At 43.4% G+C, this 17801-nt stretch carries 14 protein-coding genes; 8 read left to right on the forward strand and 6 right to left on the reverse strand.

Annotated features, from left to right (window positions below):
* Positions 1-6 precede the first annotated feature (6 nt).
* Positions 7-7701, forward strand: a complete 7695-nt coding sequence (locus NSU16_RS09215; protein ID WP_339192543.1) for a beta-ketoacyl synthase N-terminal-like domain-containing protein — start codon at positions 7-9, stop codon at positions 7699-7701.
* Positions 7702-7752: 51 nt separating this feature from the next.
* Here NSU16_RS09215 and NSU16_RS09220 read toward each other — a convergent pair whose 3' ends face one another.
* The 3 genes from NSU16_RS09220 to NSU16_RS09230 all read right to left on the reverse strand — a co-directional run bounded on the left by NSU16_RS09220 (position 7753) and on the right by NSU16_RS09230 (position 11099).
* Entirely contained in the window at positions 7753-8994 is a 1242-nt protein-coding gene (locus NSU16_RS09220; RefSeq protein WP_339192544.1) for a cytochrome P450, read from the reverse strand.
* Between the two features lie 268 nt (positions 8995-9262).
* The gene (locus NSU16_RS09225; RefSeq protein ID WP_010334324.1) at positions 9263-9622 is read right to left on the reverse strand and encodes a hypothetical protein; all 360 of its coding nucleotides are present in this window, start codon (positions 9620-9622) and stop codon (positions 9263-9265) included.
* 148 nt (positions 9623-9770) lie between these two features.
* Positions 9771-11099, reverse strand: a complete 1329-nt coding sequence (locus tag NSU16_RS09230) for a S8 family peptidase (RefSeq protein ID WP_339192546.1) — start codon at positions 11097-11099, stop codon at positions 9771-9773.
* Positions 11100-11322: 223 nt separating this feature from the next.
* Here NSU16_RS09230 and NSU16_RS09235 point away from each other — a divergent pair, with 223 nt between their 5' ends.
* The 3 genes from NSU16_RS09235 (at position 11323) to NSU16_RS09245 (ending at position 13076) form a co-directional block, all read left to right on the forward strand.
* Complete coding sequence (locus NSU16_RS09235) at positions 11323-11556, forward strand: hypothetical protein (RefSeq protein WP_339192547.1); 234 nt, start codon at positions 11323-11325, stop codon at positions 11554-11556.
* Between the two features lie 285 nt (positions 11557-11841).
* Complete coding sequence (locus tag NSU16_RS09240) at positions 11842-12549, forward strand: poly-gamma-glutamate hydrolase family protein (RefSeq protein ID WP_010334326.1); 708 nt, start codon at positions 11842-11844, stop codon at positions 12547-12549.
* 71 nt (positions 12550-12620) lie between these two features.
* Positions 12621-13076 carry an OsmC family protein gene (locus tag NSU16_RS09245; RefSeq protein ID WP_010334327.1) on the forward strand — a complete coding sequence of 152 codons (456 nt, stop codon included), beginning with the start codon at positions 12621-12623 and terminating at the stop codon, positions 13074-13076.
* 12 nt (positions 13077-13088) lie between these two features.
* Here the strand turns inward: NSU16_RS09245 and NSU16_RS09250 are convergent, their stop codons facing one another.
* The 3 genes from NSU16_RS09250 to NSU16_RS09260 all read right to left on the reverse strand — a co-directional run bounded on the left by NSU16_RS09250 (position 13089) and on the right by NSU16_RS09260 (position 14173).
* Positions 13089-13442 (reverse strand): multidrug efflux SMR transporter, encoded by a 354-nt coding sequence (locus NSU16_RS09250; RefSeq protein ID WP_339192548.1) that lies wholly within the window; start codon positions 13440-13442, stop codon positions 13089-13091.
* Positions 13443-13455: 13 nt separating this feature from the next.
* Positions 13456-13773 (reverse strand): multidrug efflux SMR transporter subunit EbrA, encoded by a 318-nt coding sequence (gene ebrA / locus NSU16_RS09255; protein ID WP_010334329.1) that lies wholly within the window; start codon positions 13771-13773, stop codon positions 13456-13458.
* A 157-nt stretch (positions 13774-13930) separates the two neighbouring features.
* The gene (locus tag NSU16_RS09260; protein WP_010334330.1) at positions 13931-14173 is read right to left on the reverse strand and encodes a hypothetical protein; all 243 of its coding nucleotides are present in this window, start codon (positions 14171-14173) and stop codon (positions 13931-13933) included.
* Between the two features lie 99 nt (positions 14174-14272).
* On the opposite strand from NSU16_RS09260, the gene NSU16_RS09265 reads away from it, so the two are divergent.
* The 4 genes from NSU16_RS09265 (at position 14273) to amyS (ending at position 17703) form a co-directional block, all read left to right on the forward strand.
* Complete coding sequence (locus NSU16_RS09265; protein ID WP_029441282.1) at positions 14273-14677, forward strand: YmaF family protein; 405 nt, start codon at positions 14273-14275, stop codon at positions 14675-14677.
* Between the two features lie 100 nt (positions 14678-14777).
* Complete coding sequence (gene miaA / locus NSU16_RS09270; protein ID WP_010334332.1) at positions 14778-15722, forward strand: tRNA (adenosine(37)-N6)-dimethylallyltransferase MiaA; 945 nt, start codon at positions 14778-14780, stop codon at positions 15720-15722.
* 39 nt (positions 15723-15761) lie between these two features.
* Positions 15762-15983 carry an RNA chaperone Hfq gene (gene hfq / locus NSU16_RS09275; protein WP_003221097.1) on the forward strand — a complete coding sequence of 74 codons (222 nt, stop codon included), beginning with the start codon at positions 15762-15764 and terminating at the stop codon, positions 15981-15983.
* A gap of 169 nt (positions 15984-16152) precedes the next feature.
* Positions 16153-17703: an alpha-amylase gene (amyS, locus tag NSU16_RS09280; RefSeq protein WP_339192549.1), complete on the forward strand. Its 1551-nt coding sequence runs from the start codon at positions 16153-16155 to the stop codon at positions 17701-17703.
* Positions 17704-17801: the final 98 nt, after the last annotated feature.

The raw sequence follows: 17801 nt of genomic DNA on the forward strand, positions 1-17801 counted from the left end.
GCGCCAATGCGAAACACAGAAGACATTCTCTGTAAGATGCTGTTAGCACAATTGCAGTCCATAGGATTTTTTAAGGAAAATAAGCCCCAGCCGGTGCTGCATAATTTCTATGGCAGATGGTTTGAGGAGAGCCTATCGATTTTGGAGCGGCATGGTTTTCTTCAACAAACGTCAAATGGATACGCCGTAACCCGCTCAACAGAGGACATAAATGAATTATGGTACGAATGGGATGAAAAAAAAGCAGACTTGCTTCAAGACAGTAACATGAAAGCCATGGTGGTGTTAGTAGAGACTGCACTTAAAGCCTTGCCGGATATTCTGACCGGCAAGGCATCTGCCACCGATATCCTTTTTCCGAACTCATCTATGGAATTAGTGGAAGGAATCTATAAAAACAATCAAGTCGCAGACTATTTTAACGATGTGCTGGCAGACACCTTGGCTGCCTTTATGCAGGAGCGTCTAAAGCAAGAGCCTGAAGCAAGGATTCGTATACTAGAAATCGGAGCAGGAACAGGCGGTACAAGCGCTGCGGTTTTTCAAAAAATGAAAGCCTATCAGTCACATATAAAAGAATATTGCTATACAGATCTCTCCAAAGCGTTTTTACTGCATGCGGAAAAAACATACGGTCCGGACAACCCTTATTTGACGTATAAGGTATTTAATGTGGAAGAGCCGGCGGCTGAACAACATATAGAAGCGGGCGGATATGATGTGGTTGTTGCTGCAAATGTGCTTCATGCGACGAAAAATATCCGGCAGACATTGAGAAATGCCAAAGCGGTTTTGAAGAAGAACGGCCTGCTCGTTCTGAATGAAATTAATGACCATAATATATATTCACACCTGACCTTTGGCTTGTTAGAGGGCTGGTGGCTGTATGAAGATCCCGATCTGCGTATCCCGGGCTGCCCCGGTTTATATCCAGACACATGGAAAATGGTGCTTGAGAGTGAGGGATATCGTTATGTCTCCTTTATGGCAGAACAATCACATCAGCTCGGCCAGCAGATCATCGCAGCGGAAAGTAACGGAATCGTCCGTCAAAAAACGCGAACAGAAAAAACAGCAGAAGAAATTATAGATTACCATCTAGATGAACATCATTCTCAAACGAAGGATAGTGATGAGGATTCTCTTCTTGAGCAAACGACACAATTTGTGAAACATACGTTAGCAAAATCAATAAAACTATCACCGGAGCGTATACATGCAGAAACAACGTTTGAGAAGTATGGAATCGATTCTATTTTGCAGGTGAATTTTATTCGTGAGTTAGAAAAACTGACGGGTGAGCTTCCGAAAACAATTTTATTTGAACACAGCAATACGAAAGAACTCGTCGATTTTCTGATAAAGGAGCATGAAGGGAAGCTGCGGACATCACTGCTGAAAGAAAAATCACAGCCCGCAAATAAAGAAACTTCTATTCAAGCGAAGCCAGTAAAATCTGAACAGCCGTTTACATATCAAACGCGCCGTTTTAGCGGAGACCAGCAGCTAATTAAAACTCAGCAAGCAAAGGCGAATCCAAAATCAGAAACCGAAACAGCGAAAAACGTAAAGGCACTCCCTTCTCATAAAACCACACCGAATCATTACGGCACAGAAGATATTGCAATTATCGGCATAAGCGGACGTTATCCGATGTCTGAAAACGTAGAAGAGCTCTGGGAGCATTTAATAGCTGGGGATAATTGTATTACAGAGGCTCCGCAATCAAGGTGGCGGACATCTTTATTAAACACTTTGTCGAAAGAATCATTACAATCGTCAGATAAGAAGCGCTACGGCGGATTTTTAAAAGACGTACATGCGTTTGATCATCATCTTTTTGAAGCGGATCAGAATCAAGTAATGGAAATGACGCCGGAACTTCGTTTATTTTTAGAAACCGTCTGGGAAACATTTGAGGACGGCGGCTATTCCCAAATCAGATTAAATGAACTGCAGGACAACGGAACGGGAGTAGGTGTCTTTGTTGGAAACATGTATAATCAGTATTTTTGGAATATCCCTTCATTAGAACAAGCGGTGCTGAGCTCTAATGGCGGAGATTGGCATATTGCAAATCGCGTTTCTCATTTTTTTAACCTGACAGGACCAAGTCTGGCTGTCAGCTCCGCCTGCTCCAGTTCATTAAACGCAATCCATCTTGCATGTGAGAGTTTGAAACTGAAAAACTGTTCGATGGCAATAGCCGGCGGTGTCAATTTAACACTGGATCTCTCTAAATATGATGCGCTGGAGCGCGCAAATCTTTTAGAGAACGGAAATCAAAGCAAGAGCTTTGGCACAGGAAGCGGGCTTATTCCGGGTGAAGGCGTCGGAGCCGTCCTGCTAAAACCGCTCTCTAAGGCGATAGAAGATCACGACCATATTTATGCCGTCATCAAAAGCAGCTTTGCCAATCATTGCGGCGGAAGGCAGATGTATACAGCGCCAGACCCGAAGCAGCAAGCTGCATTAATCTCCAAGTCCATTCAGCAATCCGGCATTGATCCGGAAACAATCGGCTATATAGAATCTGCGGCAAATGGTTCAGCGTTAGGTGACCCGATTGAAGTAATCGCACTATCTAATGCATTCCAACAGTATACAAATAAGAAACAGTTTTGTGCGATAGGCTCTGTAAAATCGAATCTTGGACATTTGGAGGCGGCTTCCGGCATTTCTCAGCTCACGAAAGTTCTGTTGCAAATGAAAAAGGGGACGCTTGTGCCGACGATTAATGCCACCCCTGTCAATCCAAATATTAACCTGGAAAACACAGCATTTTATCTGCAAAAACGAACGGAGCCGTGGCAGCGGTTAAAAGATCCCGATACAGGAAAGCATCTGCCCAGAAGAAGCATGATTAATTCTTTCGGAGCGGGAGGGGCCTATGCGAATCTCATTATAGAAGAATTTATCGGCGCTGCAACTGAGCAGCAACATCCAGTGCCTCACCAGCAGGAATATCTGGCCGTTTTTTCTGCGAAAACGAAATGGAGCCTGCTCAGCTATCTTGAAAAACTGCGAGTGTTTTTAGAAAAAAAACCATCTTCTTCTATTGGAGCAGTTGTACGCTCACTGCACAGGATCAACCATGACTTAGAACACCGGGCTGCATTTTCGGTATCGTCGACGCAGGAATTGATTGAAAAACTAAAGATTTTCCAAAAAACAAAAGAAAGCTCACTCCAAGATGGTATCTATACATCCTTTGATTTACAATCAGATGCGATTTCTACAAATGCAGGGTCTGCCCATGAAGAAACAAGCTTAACCGCACAGCAATGGGCTGCGGGGGCTTCGATTCATTTTGACCATATACATCAAGGGAATGAAACTGGCTGGATCAATCTGCCTCACTATGCATTTGACCATCAAACAGTCTTTCAATTTGGTGCCCTGCCTCATGAAGAAGGGAAAAGGCATGATGAGCAAACGGTTAATCATCCGCTGATACAAGATTTATTCGTTTACGATGAGCCTTACGTTCAAGGCCATGTGTTCAACAAAGAACGGGTGCTCGTCGGTGCAACCTATGCAAGTCTTGCGATTGACGCATTTTTTGAAATGTTTCCTGAGGAAATCAGCGGCCGTATCAGTAAATTAAGTTATCTAAACCCTGTTGTCATAAACCAAGGGCAAACAATTGAAGTGAAAGCTGATCCTCTTCAGAAAGATCATGCAATCGATTTGCAAATCATGTATCGTGAGCGGGCATCTAAAACGTGGAAGCCTGCCGCAATCGGGCAATGCCAAAAAGATCATTTTGAAACAAAAAAAGTAAACATCGAAAGCGTAAAACGTTCGTTAACCGAGCTGGATCATATTGACCAAATGTATCAAACCATCGACGGCGGCGCTGAGTGGGGAGAGTTATATAAAACCATCACTCATCTGTACAGAGGCAATAATTCAATCCTTGCAAAAGTGCGTTTGTCTCAAAACGGCATGGCAAATGCGCATCATTACACTGTCAGCCCATTGATTACAAACAGTGCTTACCTGGCAATTCTCAGTTTCATAGAACAAATAGACATAGAGGGGCATTTCTTGCCATTTGGAATCAACGATATTCAATTCACAAAAAATAAAATAAGAGAAGATTGCTGGCTTTTGATTACTTTCGTTAAGAATACCGGTGAAATGCTGCTGTTTGACATAGATGTGATGAATGAAGCGTCAGAGACGGTGCTGCGCTATTCAGGTTACTCTTTAAAGCAATTCCGCTTAACAGATCGAGGAAGCAAAGAGGAAAATCAGGAAGTTCAAATGCATGATATAAGAGACCGTATTCGAAGCTATCTCACAGATAAACTGGCTGAGAAGACGGCCAATCCATCAAAACTGTCTCTTGCAAAAGTTCATATCATGGATTTAGGGATCGATTCTTCCCAATTGATTGCGTTGGCAAGAGAGCTGGAATCAGAGACAAAGATTGAGCTTAACCCTACATTGTTTTTTGAATATCCGAGTCTTCAAGAACTGGTTGATTTTTTTGCCGAAAAACATGAAAAATCCTTTGTTCAATTGTTTGGAGGGGCCAAGCAACAGCAGGAATCCCCGAATATAAAAGAAAATAAAATAAAGCAAATGCAAACCTATGAAACAAAGACGGATGAAACAAAAGAATATACGGCAGACGGCATAGCCATTATCGGCATGTCGGGGCAGTTTCCAAAAGCAAACAATGTAACGGAATTTTGGGATAACCTGCTTCATGGGAGGAATTGTATTTCTGAAGTGCCGGAAGAACGCTGGGATTGGCGAAAATATACCGAAAATACTGATGGGAAGCAGTCAAGCCTTCAATGGGGCGGGTTTATAGAAGGCATAGGTGAGTTTGACCCGCTGTTTTTCGGCATTTCACCGAAAGAAGCAGCGACAATGGATCCCCAGGAGTTTCTGCTTTTGACACATGCGTGGAAGGCGATGGAAGACGCCGGTATAACAGGCCAAGCCTTATCCAGCTGCCCGACAGGAGTTTTTGTCGCAGCCGGCAATACCGATGCGGCTGTGATTCCTTCCTTAATGCCAAACCGTATTTCCTATGCACTGAATGTAAAAGGGCCAAGTGAATATTATGAGGCTGCCTGTTCCTCAGCTCTTGTCGCTTTGCACAGAGCGATTCAATCCATTCGAAACGGCGAATGTGAGCAAGCCATTGTTGGCGCTGTGAACCTTCTGCTCTCACCAAAGGGCTTTATCGGCTTTGATTCAATGGGATATTTGAGTGCGGAAGGGAAAGCCAAGTCCTTTCAAGCAGAGGCGAATGGATTTGTTCGAAGTGAAGGTGCAGGGGTTCTCATCATTAAACCTTTACAAAAAGCCATTGAAGACTCTGATCATATTTATTCTGTCATTAAAGGGACAGGTGTATCGCATGGCGGCAGGGGAATGTCACTGCACGCGCCTAATCCGATCGGAATGAAGGATGCGATTAAGAAGGCTTACCAAGGGTCGCAAGTTGATCCGAAAACGGTGACTTATATAGAAGCGCACGGGATCGCCTCGCCAGTGGCTGACGTTATAGAAGTGGAAGCATTGAAATCGGGATACAGACAGCTCGAATCGAAGCATTCGCACCAACTGCAAGGAGAAATGCCATGTTACATCAGCAGCTTAAAGCCGAGCATCGGGCATGGAGAACTGGTCTCAGGCATGGCTGCTCTTATGAAAGTCAGCATGGCGATGCAGCATAAAACAATACCTGGTATTCCCGGTTTTGATTCATTGAATGATCAGGTGTCAATAAAGGAAACGCGTTTCCGGATGATTGACAGAAACCAGCAGTGGGAAGAAATACAGGATGATGCAGGCAGAACGATACCACGCAGAGCAAGCATTAATAGCTATGGTTTTGGAGGAATAAACGCGCACATCATCTTAGAAGAATATGTTCCTTCTAATACAGAACCAGCAATTGAACATACAGATGAGCCGCACATTGTGGTGCTTTCTGCAAAAAACCAAGACAGACTAAGAGCCGTTGTTCAACAGATGCTTGACTATGTAAAACAGCAAAAAGAACTGTCTTTACAAAATTACGCTTACACACTTCAAGTCGGACGAGCAGAGATGAGTGACCGGATGGCCTTGGTCATCCGCAGTAAGGATGAACTCGTACTCGGATTGGAAGAGTACTTAACAGCTGCGGAAAAAGCCGAAAAGCCGAAAAGCACTGTACCTTGCTTTATCGGAAATTTAGAAGAAGGCTTGTCAGATATCGGCGCCTTGCTTGAGGGAACATTGGGCGATATCGTGATGCAGACACTATTGTCTGAAAACCATTTTGAAAAGATCGCGTTTTGCTGGGCAAAAGGAGTGCAAATTCCATGGGAGCAGCTTCATCGAGGAAAAGGTGCGCGGAGAATATCATTGCCCGCCTATCCGTTTGAAAAAAGAAATTGCTGGAATGGCTTTCTGTCACCAGAAATAGCACCTGCTTTTTCAAATGCTGACATTCCCCTTCACAAAAGAAACGATATTCAAATGATATCTGATGTATTGGGCATGACGCCTGAAGAATTAAATCCTCAAAAGGCATTACAAGATTACGGGTTTGATTCTATCGTTTGTATACAGTTATTGCAGCAATTGCAAGCAGAAGCTGGCCTGTCAATCAGCCTGGCAGAGCTGCAAACGTGTCAAACCGTGCAGAATATGGTGGACATGATAGCAACGAAACGGGAAAACACAGTACAAGACCAGTCAGTCCAGACTGTCAGCCGGTCATTTCCGGAATTGATACCGTTAAATGATGGCAAGCGGGGGCGCCCTGTATTTTGGTTTCATGGAGGAGTAGGCGGTGTAGAAATCTATACGCCATTTGCGAAGAAAAGCCAGCGTCCTTTTTACGGCATTCAAGCCAGGGGCTTTATGACAAATCATGCTCCTTTACACGGAATTGAACAAATGGCTTCCTATTATATAGACATTATGCGAGCCGTACAGCCGGAAGGCCCTTATGATGTAGGCGGATATTCCGTAGGCGGACTGCTCGCATATGAAGTAACACGCCAGCTGCAAAGGCAGGGGCTTGCTGTAAAAAGCATGGTCATGATTGATTCCCCTTACAGTCCTGGACGTGAACAAAATGAGCCTTCTGTAAAAACATCAATGCTTCAAACGATAAATACGATGCTGGCATCTATTGTTCAGCCGGAAAAGCTTACAGACGTTCTCATCAGCCGTGAAGAGGTAGATGTTGACAGGGAGGAAGAGGAATTTTTAACTGAACTGATTGGTTTAGCAAGAAAGCGGGGACTAAACAAACCGGAGAAGAGAATATGGACTCAGCTTAACCAAATGGTCAAAGCTCAGCATGCTTATGAATTTGAGGCGTACACTGTGCAGCCGCTTGTGGATCCTGAAGCGGTAAAATGTTATTATTTCCGCAATAAAAGCAGGTCATTCCTTGGAGACTTGGACATTTACTTTGCCATTTCAAATGAAAAAATACCGTTGGATGATACTGCCTACTGGGAGGAATGGGAGCGGCAAATCCCTCAATTCCATCTGGTGGATGTCGATTCCAGCAATCACATGATGATGTTAACAGAATCTAAAGCGTCTAGCGCCATGCTGGAGTTTTGTGAAAAACTATACTCAAACAGAGGCGTAGTAAACGCGAATTTCCTTAAGGCTTTTCGCAAAAAACATGAAGCCAGCGAAGAAAACGCTGATGAATTGGTAAAGCGCTGAGGAAATATAAAATCCCCCTTTAAAAGGGGGATTTTTATCTGCTGGAAGAAATCAGCTGAGGTGTGAAAGTGAATCTTTCCTTGCAAGTGAGACCGGAAGACTTTCTAATCCTCTTAAAAAAGCATTTTTTCTCCATTTCAACTCTTCTGGCGTTTCCGTAAGTTCAATTTGCGGAAATCGTTTCAGCAGTGCGTTAAACGCAATTTGCCCTTCCAATCTTGCCAGCGGCGCTCCTAAACAGAAGTGTATCCCAAAGCCGAAAGAGATATGCCGATTAGGTGTTCTGGTTATATCGAATGTTTCTGGATTTTCAAATCGTTCAGGATCTCGATTGGCAGAACCGATTCCTATAAAAATCATGTCTCCCTTTTTGATAGAATGGCCTTGGTAGGAGAAGTCTTCAATGGCCCACCGATTTGCCATCATAACGACAGGGGAAGTGTAGCGCAGCAATTCTTCAACGGCTGTATCTATCATTTCAGGATGCTGTTTCAGTTTCTCTAATTCTTCCTTGTGCTGAAGCAATGCAAGGGTGCCAGATCCGATTAAGTTAACCGTCGTTTCAAGTCCTGCTACCACCAAAAGGAACAGCATAGAGTAAAGTTCTTTTTCACTTAACGTTTGGCCGTCTTCTTCAGCATGCACAAGTTTACTAATCAAATCGTCTTTTGGCTGTATTCTTCTTTCATAAATTAACTTGCCAACATAGTCTTTAAACTCCCGAAGAGCCTGATTGGTCAGTTCTCGGTTGGCCTCTGAAGTATCAACCATGGCATTGGTCCATATTTGAAACTGTGCCCGATCCTCTTTCGGTATGCCCATCATTTCAGAAATCACGATAAACGGTAACGGAGAGGCAAAGGATGCCATAAAGTCTGTTTCATTCTCTTTTTCCATTTCATCTAACAATCGTTCAGTAATTTGTTCGATGCTGATGCGTAGATTTTCAATGGTGCGGGGGGTAAATGCTTGGTGTACCAGTGACCTTAAACGAGTATGGTCAGGTGTGTCTTTTGCCAGCATATGATCTGATACGAAATCAACGTCTTCACTGACATTGAGCATTTCAATTTGTTCTTTACTCATTACATTTTTAACGTCTCTTGTAATTCGGTTGTCTTTAAGAAATGCCATGCAATCATCGTAACGGGTGATTAACCACGCCGGATATGTACTTCCGAAACGGTGTAATTCGAATCGATGAATGGGTGCGTGTTCTCTAAAACGGCCTAAAACTGAAAAGGGGTTTTCATGAAACTCTTTAGCATGCGGATGAAACATCAAATTTTCCATTTTCCATTCTCCTCGCCTAATAGATTAAGACAGATGCATTTATTCAGTTTAGACCAGATGTAAAAGAAAGCTTTGCGCAATCTGTATAACAGAATCCCATTGGAAACGACAACCTGTTATGTCTAAAACTATATATCTATTTTAGGTACCGTTCAATAGTTTTGGGACGAAAATATCGGCTTACGGGTAAGGAAATGATTCCATACAAAAAAGCGCCTTTGGGGCAATTTCAAAGGCGCTGTATTCTTTCGACCAGGTGAAAGTTTCTTCATTTGTTTTGTACATCAATAGTATATACCGCACGATCTGTCAGTACCTTCAATCCGCCATTTTCTTGGTGAATGTGGATATCTCCTAATAAAGGAATTTCATAAGCGTTCTGCGGAAGCGGTACGTCTCCAGCTTCAGTAAAGGTTGTTCCTTCGCCTTCCAGGACGAGTTCGTCATTTGCAACGTAGTCGTCAGGGTGGTTTGTGCTGCGTATGCCCACTTTTTGAAGGTGAAGAACAATCTGATCCAAATCTGAAATCTCGTCTTGGTTATTGGTCAGCTCGCCTTTTCTAATATCCAGCGTCTGGCCGATCCGCTCTCTCAACCATTCGGAAAGCTCAGTGTTGTTGAGTGTCATCAGTCATTCCTCCTTTTGATCTATAGTGTACTATTCCCAATTGTTTTATGTTTTACACTCTGCTGGATATAGCGGCTTATGTACGCTAAAAAGACACTGCTTATCCTTTTTATAAAGAACCAGCAGTGTCCACGAAGATCATGAAATCTTATTCACCAGGAATAGCTTTCTCGGCATTGATTGCTCCGGCACCGTAAATATTCGGGTCTTCGCCTGTCCATTTATCGGCCCCATTTTTAAGCAGCTCTTTCACTTCATCCGGTGTTAGGTCTGGATTTTGCTGGAGTATTAAGGCGGCGATTCCCGCACAGATTGGCGTTGCCATTGATGTCCCTGACATTGTGAAATACTGGGACCCTACACGGCTTGATTTTTGCAGCTTATCGATATATGAATTCGGTGAGCGAAGGGAAATGATGTTTACGCCCGGCGCTACAATATCGGGCTTTTCTTTCCCGTATACAGTCGGTCCGCGGCTTGAGAAAGAAGCGACTGTATCATCTTCGCTGCTTCCTGTATTGTTATCGTCAAACGCACCGACAGTAATGACTTTTTCGCTTACACCAGGGCTTGAAATAGTCTGCTGATCAGGGCCAGAATTTCCGGCAGCCACACAGACGACAATCCCGGCGTTCCAAGCTTCTTCAACTGCTTTGACTAAAGGATCTTCTAGTTCATTGTCATAACGCAGCGCATCGCCGCCAAGGGACATGCTGATAATATCAATTGGTTCATCAGGATTGTCTTCATTATATTGAATGCACCATTCGACGCCTTCAATAATGTCCGCTAACGTGCCTGAACCTTGTTTGTTCAGCACTTTTACTCCAATTAAATTGGCTTCCGGTGCAGGGCCGCGGTAACGGCCGGAAGACGACGCGCCGCTGCTTGCGACATCACCTGCGCAGTGTGTGCCATGTCCATTATCATCATACGGCTCTGTTTTTTGGTTTACCATATCGGCAAAGCCAATAATTCTTCCCTCTAAGTCAGGGTGCGGGTAGATTCCTGTATCGACTACTGCGACTGTAACGCCTTTACCTGTTAAGGTTTGCCCGTTTCTGACGGCTTCCTTTGCATGGCTTGCTTCGGCTGCTGCGTCAAGAAGCGCTTTGACTTCGCGGTTTAAATATACTTTACGGATATCGCTGCATTCAGAAAGAAGAGAATGCAATGCTGAAGGGGTAACCTCTGCGCTGCAGCAATTGATTTTGTTAAAACGTTTTTTTAGCTTGCTGCGTTTTTCTTTTTGCAAAACCTGTCCCGTCATTTGAAAGCCTGCCTCATGGCAGCCTTCCTCGAATTCTATGATGACCGACATTTTTTTTCTGTTATTTAACTTTGTTTCAAAAAACTGATGCAAAAAGCAAGGAGTCCACTTGAAGGGCTTGTAGAGCTGCAAGACGCTTTCCCGCAACGGCCAATCAAGCTTATGAGCGTTTGCTCTCACCATTTGTACCATAGAGTAGCCAAACATCGATTTTCCTCCTATTAAGAAGTTCTCTGTATACTCTATGAGTGGATCGTATGTTTGGTAAGTTTGTTTGTCCTTTAGAGGAGGCGGACAAGAGTTTGTTTTTACGAATCTTTTGAATCTGATACGAAAGAATCATGTGTACTGTTAATCATTGGGTATTGAAAAGGAACGTTTGTTCGTATTATAATTTATATATATTAAACAGGAGGGAGTGATAGATCGTATGGATATTTTCTTACGCCGGTCTTTGGAAGATCAAATACCGATCTGCATTATATATATGAAGAAAGACGGCACCATAACAAAAAGAACGATTATCGTCAGGCAGAAAAGCAATACACAAATTAAAGCTTTTTGTTTTACGAACCATCAGATCAGAACGTTTTTATTAGACTCTATCCTCTCCTGGGACTTTGCGCGAACAAGGAAGCAAGAACCCCGGTTCGCAGGACTATAACAGGCTGTCGGCTTCAGCATCCCTGACAGCCTGGTTTTTAGTAAAACCTTCCTTATACCTCTATACATTTAATTACCAAGTGAGGTTGTTCCTACCTTTTTTGTTTTTCCTCTCAATCTTTTTTCACTGATATTTGTATATAACCGCTGATAAATGTGACATTCAATTGATTTTTTGAAACCGGGAACTTTTTCACTGATGATATAGTGTATACAATGGTAAGATAAAACCTATTGACTACACCTCATATAATGAACCTTGCCATTCTTGTGAAAGGAGTTTAACATGAGAAGATTTTTACTAAATGTCATATTCGTCTTAGCCATAGTCTTATTCATAAGATATGTTCATTACTCATTAGAACCTGAACCATCTAACCAGCCGGATACATATTCAAATTTCAGCAGCCTGGCAGAGAATGAGGACCCTGCCGATTATGATATTTCTTATCAAGAGAAAAAAGGGAGCAAAGTTTTAATCATGTCTCCACACGGCGGAAGAATTGAAGGTGGAGTAAGTGAGCTTGTGCGTTATTTCAACAATGACTACTCGACTTACCTGTTTGAGGGCTTAAAGTCACAGGATAATCAAACGCTGCACATTACAAGCACCAACTTTGATGAGCCATTGGCTAAAGAGAAGATTAAGGAGCACCAGTACGTTGTCGCTTTTCACGGATATAAAGGAGAAAACAAAAATACACTTGTCGGAGGCACAGACCGTAAGCGGGCGAAAATGATTGTCAGAGCTCTTGAAAAAAGAGGGTTTTCCGCCGAATTAGCGTCCTCTCAAAGCGGCCTTGCAGGATTAAGTGCAGATAACATTAATAACCAGGGGGAAACCGGGCTGAGTATCCAGCTAGAAATCAGCCGTGAACAAAGAGAAGCCTTTTTTGATGATTTTTACTATAAAGATAGGAAATACACGAAAACCAGTGAATTCTACTCTTATGTTCGCGCGATAAAACATGTACTTGAAAAAGAATATTCCTAATAAGCAAATCAGAGGACAAAATCAAGGAAGATCAGTAGACTGAAATGGAATCCATTGAAGGAGGCAATCATATGGCAGATCATCATTTTTATTTAAAAGCGAATTGGCCGGGAAAACGTAATGATGTCGGCACAATCGAAAGCGGCAATCTCATCACGTCTATTTCCATTCCTAAAGAAATGGACGGACCGGGGGAAGGGACCAACCCGGATGAAATGCTTCTCGGGGCAGCGGCAACCTGTTATATTATTACACTTGCTGCTATGATGGAAAGAAGCGGACTGGAAAAAGAAGATCTGCAGATGGAATCAGAAGGCATAGTTGATGTGACAAGAGGGATCTTTACATACAAAAAAATCATTCACCGCCCCGCAGTAGTCCTCAGACACGATGCCTCAAAAGAAGACGTAGCGTTAGCCCACAAGCTTTGTGAAAAAGCGGAGTCTTCTTGCATGATCTCACGAGCCATTCAAGGAAACGTCGAATTGCAGCTAGAAGCTTCTGTGAAAATATCGGGGCAATCATAAAGAAGCAGACGGTCACTGACAGGCCGTCTGCTTTTTTTCTTTATTAGGGGCTTTTGACTGATTTAACAGCACAACGCCTGCAATGATGAGTGTTAGCCCACATATACCCTTCAAGCTGACAGTTTCGCCAAAAAGCAAAAAACCGACTACCGCTGTAAGCGCCGTCCCGATACCGGACCAAGTGGCGTATGCGCTTGATAAGTCTATGGTTCTTAAAGAAAAGCTTAAAAACGTGAAAGCGGACAGAAATCCGGCAACCACTCCGATAATAGGCCAGAATTGTGTAAAGCCTTCGGAGAATTTGAGCATTGTGCTCCCAAATACCTCAGATAATATGGCAAGAGCCAAATAAAGAAATCCTCTCATATACAACACTCCCTTACTGCCAATTAAGCAGCACAACACCTGAAATTAATAGACCAATCCCAATAAGTCCTTTTACATTCAGTTTTTCTTTGAAAAATTTCGCCCCGATCACGGCCGTCAGCACCGTACCCACGCCGCTCCATGTCGCATATGAAAGGCTTAGAGGGATGCGGTTTAAGGTCAGCGACAGCATATAAAAGGCAAGGGAATAACCAATCACGACCAATGCACTCGGCTTCCACTTTTTGAAGCCGTCAGACACTTTCAGCATGGCTGCTCCGATTGATTCTGAGCATATGGCAATTGTGAGGAATAAGTATCCGATCATCATCGTAATCCCCCTCACTCAAAATATGATAAATGTAAGTTAATGAAAAGATCATCAGCTAGAAAAATATTAGTGTAAACCTATGTATGAGTCAAGAGATTCATTTTACCTCAGGTTCGGGGGATAAAAAAAAGACCCCTTTTATAAGGGGCTGCCGGGTTTAATAGTAATATGGGTACGGAGGATATGGATATCCGCCATAAAAATAAGGGTTAAATAAAGCGCTTCCTACAAGTCCGCCTACCAAACCGCCAAAAAAAGGTCCTCCGTAAAATCCAAATGGCCGTCCAAAGCCATAGCCAAACCCAGGTCTAACCCAAGGTCTTCCAAATCCGTAGCCAAACCCTGGTCTGCCAAAGATTCTTGCATCATTTCCAGCAATGAAATGCTCCACTTCGTTCATTTTTTCTTTCCTCCAATAATAAAGTATAGATGATGCAGTGTATTCAGCCTATCCAAATTTGATTGGGCGTTCAGCTGAAAAAGAAGGAGAGTGAACTGATTGGGCCTGTATCAATCTGACTGGGCCAAGGCGCCGCCTCACGTACATGCTTATCGAGCGAAAACGACCAGCGAAGAGGGGCATTATCATATCATTGAAGGTTTTACTCAGCCGGCAAACGGAACGAATACGGATCGCCATACACACTATTTCACTGGGATTACTTCGTTTGAAAATGGCCATTTCCACCGCTATTACGGGATCTCAGGCCCTGCCATTCCCCGGGCTGACGGCACGCATTATCACGAAATTGAAGAAAACACTTATCTCGCTTATAACGAGCCGATTCAGATCCGTTACGGAGGCGTTGTGTACGATCCACGAAATCAAACCAGGAAGACGCACCGCCATCATTTGAAAGGCAAGACACGGGAAATCGTCGGAAATGAGCCTCTTGGCTGGTAAAAGAGATGTTTACTGCTGCAAAAAAAGGGCAAAATGGATAGGTGATTATATATGATGAATGCTATAATGGGGGGAGATTTGTAAAAGAGAGTGATACATAGTGAAAAATAAGAAACAGCCCGTTGTCATATTAGTCGGACCAACGGCAGTGGGGAAAACCAATTTAAGCATTCAGCTTGCTAAGGCTTTGAACGCGGAAATTATCAGCGGAGACTCCATGCAGGTTTATAAAGGAATGGACATCGGGACAGCTAAAATCTCTGAACAGGAGACAGAAGGTGTGCCTCATCATCTGATTGACATTCTAGATCCGGCAGATTCGTTTTCCACCGCGGATTATCAAGGCTTGGTCAGAAATAAAATCAGCGAAATTGCAAACAGAGGAAAGCTTCCGATGATTGTCGGCGGTACGGGGCTTTATATTCAATCCGTCCTTTACGATTATACATTTACGGAAGAGGCGAACGATCCGGCGTTTCGGGAAGAAATGCAGAAGGCTGCGGGGCAGAAGGGGGCGGAATTCCTTCACGCTAAGCTGGCTGCGGCTGATCCGGAGGCAGCAAAAGCGATTCATCCGAATAATACAAGAAGAGTGATTCGCGCACTGGAGATTTTACATACATCTGGTAAAACGATGTCGCAGCATTTAAAAGAGCAAAAGCGGGAGCTGCTGTACAATGCTGTATTAATCGGGCTTACAATGGACAGAGACACGCTTTATGAAAGAATTAATCAGCGGGTCGACCTGATGATGGAAGCCGGACTTCTTCCGGAAGTGAAACAGCTCTACGACCGAAAATTGAGAGACTGTCAATCGATACAGGCGATCGGCTACAAGGAGCTGTATGCATATTTTGACGGATTTGTGACACTTTTTGAGGCTGTCGAGCAATTAAAGCAAAACTCCAGACGGTATGCGAAACGCCAGCTGACGTGGTTTCGCAACAAAATGCCGATTGAGTGGTTCGATATGACACCGCCTGTTGATATGGAGCTGAAAAAAAAGGAAATTTTCACACATATAGCAGGAAAACTGCAACTTTAATCGAAACTGTATGATATAGAGAATCAAGGAGGACGAAACATGAAACCGATTAATATTCAGGATCAGTTTTTGAATCAAATCCGCAAAGAAAATACGTATGTCACTGTTTTTTTACTAAACGGCTTTCAATTGCGCGGCCAGGTGAAAGGCTTTGATAACTTTACCGTATTGCTAGAATCGGAAGGTAAGCAGCAGCTTATATATAAACATGCGATCTCGACTTTTGCACCGCAAAAAAACGTCCAGCTTGAATTAGAATAGACCATACAAAGATATAAAGAAATAGAAGAACCTCGGGCTTTCAGCCCGAGGTTTTTTGTGTCGCAGAAGCTTCTATAGAGATTACAAAAAATATAGGAATTTGGTTATTTGTGTAAATTTCATATTAAGGTACAATGATTTGTGATTATGCTGGAAAGGGGAGAGGAAAATGGTTCACAAACGAAAACGTGCCGTATCATGCGGCCTGGTGGTTTTGTTAACACTGCTGTTTGTCACGCTGCCGGTATCTAAAACTTGGGCAGCAAGCATAAACGGCACGCTGATGCAGTACTTTGAATGGTACCTGCCTAATGACGGACAACATTGGAAACGTTTGCAAGGAGATGCGGGGCATTTATCTGAAATCGGAATCACTGCTGTATGGATTCCTCCTGCATACAAAGGAACAAGTCAATCTGACAATGGATATGGCCCATATGATTTGTACGATTTAGGAGAATTTCAGCAAAAAGGGACGGTGAGGACAAAATACGGCACAAAGCATGAGCTTCAGTCAGCGATCAGCTCCCTGCATTCGCAAAACATCCAGGTATATGGTGATGTCGTTTTGAATCATAAGGCGGGCGCGGATGCAACAGAAGATGTAAGGGCGGTCGAAGTGAATCCGAACGATAGGAATCAGGAAATATCAGGAGAGTATCAAATAAAAGCATGGACAGACTTTCATTACCCAGGCCGCGGAAGCACGTACAGCGATTTTAAGTGGCATTGGTATCATTTCGACGGAGCAGATTGGGACGAATCCCGAAAGCTGAACCGCATCTATAAATTTCAAGGGGATGGAAAGGCATGGGATTGGGAAGTATCCAGGGAAAACGGCAACTACGATTATTTGATGTATGCAGACGTCGACTATGATCACCCGGATGTTGTCGCAGAAACAAAAAGATGGGGTACCTGGTATGCGAACGAGCTTCAACTCGACGGTTTTCGGCTTGACGCTGTTAAACACATTAAATTTTCGTTTCTGAGTGATTGGGTAAAGGCAGTCAGGCAATCAACAGGAAAGGAAATGTTTACAGTTGCAGAGTATTGGCAAAATAACCTGAACGAACTCGAAAACTATTTGAATAAAACTGATTTTAAGCAATCCGTTTTTGATGTCCCGCTTCATTATCATTTGCAGGCTGCATCCTCACAAGGGGGCGGCTATGATATGAGACATTTGCTGGATGGCACTGTCGTAGCTAAGCATCCTATGCAAGCGGTAACCTTTGTGGAAAATCATGATACACAGCCGGGGCAATCTTTGGAGTCGACTGTACAAACATGGTTTAAGCCGCTCGCGTATGCCTTCATATTAACGAGAGAGGCTGGTTACCCGCAGGTTTTCTATGGAGATATGTATGGAACAAAGGGATCATCATCAAGGGAAATTCCGGTGCTCAAAAATAAAATAGAACCTATCTTAAAAGCACGTAAACATTATGCATACGGGACCCAGCATGATTATTTAGATCATGAGGATGTGATTGGCTGGACGAGGGAGGGTGATCAATCGGCCGCCCAATCAGGATTGGCCGCTTTAATCACAGACGGTTCCGGCGGGTCAAAGAGGATGTACGTCGGGAAGCAAAATGCCGGCGAGACATGGTATGACATCACTGGGAACCGCTCCGCTCCTGTTACGATTGGTTCTGATGGATGGGGAGAGTTTCATGTAAATGGGGGTTCAGTATCTATTTATGTACAGAAGTAAGAAATAGAGGGGCTGAGAAACTAGCAGCCTCTCTTGTTTATTTTATCTTGCGTGGTCTACTTGATAATGAGAACATAAAAAGGGGTGAAATGTATATA

Source organism: Bacillus sp. FSL K6-1003, assembly GCF_037964945.1.
GTDB classification, from domain to species: Bacteria; Bacillota; Bacilli; order Bacillales; family Bacillaceae; genus Bacillus; species Bacillus mojavensis.

Bases quoted from the DNA above. Each gene is read 5' to 3' on its own strand.
- NSU16_RS09235 (WP_339192547.1), top strand. From the start codon at position 11,323: ATGGATATTTTCTTACGCCGGTCTTTGGAAGATCAAATACCGATCTGC.
- NSU16_RS09225 (WP_010334324.1), bottom strand. From the start codon at position 9,622: ATGACACTCAACAACACTGAGCTTTCCGAATGGTTGAGAGAGCGGATC.
- ebrA (WP_010334329.1), bottom strand. From the start codon at position 13,773: ATGATGATCGGATACTTATTCCTCACAATTGCCATATGCTCAGAATCA.
- amyS (WP_339192549.1), top strand. From the start codon at position 16,153: ATGGTTCACAAACGAAAACGTGCCGTATCATGCGGCCTGGTGGTTTTG.
- NSU16_RS09240 (WP_010334326.1), top strand. From the start codon at position 11,842: ATGAGAAGATTTTTACTAAATGTCATATTCGTCTTAGCCATAGTCTTA.
- hfq (WP_003221097.1), top strand. From the start codon at position 15,762: ATGAAACCGATTAATATTCAGGATCAGTTTTTGAATCAAATCCGCAAA.
- NSU16_RS09260 (WP_010334330.1), bottom strand. From the start codon at position 14,173: ATGAACGAAGTGGAGCATTTCATTGCTGGAAATGATGCAAGAATCTTT.
- NSU16_RS09215 (WP_339192543.1), top strand. From the start codon at position 7: ATGCGAAACACAGAAGACATTCTCTGTAAGATGCTGTTAGCACAATTG.
- NSU16_RS09250 (WP_339192548.1), bottom strand. From the start codon at position 13,442: ATGAGAGGATTTCTTTATTTGGCTCTTGCCATATTATCTGAGGTATTT.
- NSU16_RS09230 (WP_339192546.1), bottom strand. From the start codon at position 11,099: ATGTTTGGCTACTCTATGGTACAAATGGTGAGAGCAAACGCTCATAAG.
- NSU16_RS09220 (WP_339192544.1), bottom strand. From the start codon at position 8,994: ATGGAAAATTTGATGTTTCATCCGCATGCTAAAGAGTTTCATGAAAAC.
- NSU16_RS09245 (WP_010334327.1), top strand. From the start codon at position 12,621: ATGGCAGATCATCATTTTTATTTAAAAGCGAATTGGCCGGGAAAACGT.